2 protein-coding genes are annotated in these 1,909 nt (G+C 71.8%); both read right to left on the reverse strand.

What is annotated here, in order from left to right; all coding sequences use genetic code 11:
• Positions 1-9: 9 nt before the first annotated feature.
• Entirely contained in the window at positions 10-801 is a 792-nt protein-coding gene (gene pcaD / locus CR162_RS21790) for a 3-oxoadipate enol-lactonase (protein WP_099097544.1), read from the reverse strand.
• A 14-nt stretch (positions 802-815) separates the two neighbouring features.
• The coding region (locus CR162_RS21795) for a 3-carboxy-cis,cis-muconate cycloisomerase (protein WP_099097545.1) at positions 816-1,909 on the reverse strand (1,094 nt) is incomplete at its 5' end.

The following is a 1,909-nucleotide window of genomic DNA, read 5'->3' on the forward strand; positions in this document are numbered from 1 at the left end:
GGCGGCTCCTCAGGCGGACAGCAGGAAAGCGACCAGGCGGCGGCTGAAGGCGTCGCCCGCTTCGACGTTGGACAGGTGCGCGGCGGCGAACTCGACCAACTGCGCGTCGGCGATGCGCGCCTGCATGAAGCGGGCGTTGTCCGGAGTGGTCACGGCATCGTGGCTGCCGGCGACGATCAGCGTCGGCGCCTGGACCAGCCCGAGCTGCTCGCGGAAGTCGGCGTCGCGTACCGCAGCGCAGTTGGCCGCGTAGCCCTGCGGCGAGGTGGCCGCGAGCATCGCGACGATGCGCTCGACCTGCGCCGGTTCGCGCTCGGCGAAGCCCTCGGTGAACCAGCGCGCCACCGAGGCGTCGCGCAGGTCGCGCATGGCCTGCTCGCCGCCTTTCAGGACGGTATCGATGCGGGTGTTCCAGACCTCGTCGCTGGCGATCTTCGCCGCAGTGTTGCACAGCACCAGCCGGCCGAGCCGCTCGCCGGCGTGGATGCCCAGCCACTGACCGATCAGGCCGCCCATGGACAGCCCGCAGAAATGCACGCGCGGCAGGTCGAGGGCATCGAGCAGGGCAAGCACGTCGGCGCCGAGCTGGCCGATGGCGTACGGTCCGGGGGTGACCAGCGAGGCGCCGTGGCCGCGGGTGTCGTAGCGCAGCACGCGGAAGTGGGCGGTGAGTGCGGGGATCTGCGTGTCCCACATGCCCAGGTCGGTGCCCAGCGAGTTTGACAACAGCAGGACCGGCGCGCCGGCCGGTCCTTCCAGGGAGTAGTTCAGGTCGCCGTCGGCGAGGCGTACGGTTGGCACGAAGGGATCTCCAGTCAGGCGGGATGGGGTTCGAAGCCCAGGGCATGGTGTTCGGCGAGCGCGCGCTCGACCCAGGCGCGGGCCTGGCCGAGGTAATGGGCGGGATCGAGCAGGCGGTCCAGTTCGTCGCCGGACAACTCGGCGCTCACCCGCGCCTCTTCGCCGAGCACCGCGCGCAACTCGCGGCGCTGCTCGACGGCGCGGCGGCAGCACTGTTCCACCAGGTGATGCGCGGCTTCGCGGCCGATACGGCGGGCCAGGGCGATGCTCACCGCCTCGGCGAGCACCAGGCCGTGGGTCAGGCCGAGGTTGTGGCGCATCCGCTCGGCGTCCACCTCCAAGCCTTCGAGCAGGCCGATCGCCTGTTGCAACGCGCCGGAAACCAGGCAACAGAGTTCCGGCAGGGTTTCCCACTCGGCGTGCCAGAGACCGAGGCTGCGCTCGTGTTCCTGCGGCATCGCCGCGAACAGGGTCGAGACCAGCCCCGGCGCACGGGTGGCGGCGGCGATCAGCACCGCGCTGCTCACCGGGTTGCGCTTGTGCGGCATGGTCGAGGAACCGCCGCGCCCGGCGCCGGCCGGCTCGAAGACCTCGCCGGCCTCGGTCTGCATCAGCAGGCTGACATCGCGCCCGAACTTGCCGAGGCTACCGGCCACCAGGCCGAGCACGCTGGCGAACTCCACCAGGCGGTCACGCTGGGTGTGCCAGGGTTGTTCGGGCAAAGCCAGGCCCAGCTCCTCGGCCAGCGCCGCGGCCACCGGCAGGGCCTGTTCGCCGAGCGCGGCGAGCGTCCCCGAGGCGCCGCCGAATTGCAGCACCAGCAGGCGCGGGCGCAACTCGCGCAGGCGCTGGCGGTGCCGGGTCAAAGCACCGAGCAGGCCGGCGAACTTCATGCCCAGGGTCACCGGGGTGGCGTGCTGCAACCAGGTGCGCCCGGCCAGCGGCGTGTCGGCATGCCGTTCGGCCTGGTCCGCCAGGACCTCGGCAAGACGTTGCAGATCCTGCTCGAGCAAGGCCAGCGCACGGCGCAGTTGCAGCACCAGGCCGCTGTCCATGGCGTCCTGGCTGGTGGCGCCGAGATGCACGTAGCGCTCGGCCTCGGCGTCGC

The organism is Teichococcus rhizosphaerae, assembly GCF_002631185.1.
Classification (GTDB): Bacteria; Pseudomonadota; Alphaproteobacteria; order Acetobacterales; family Acetobacteraceae; genus Pseudoroseomonas; species Pseudoroseomonas rhizosphaerae.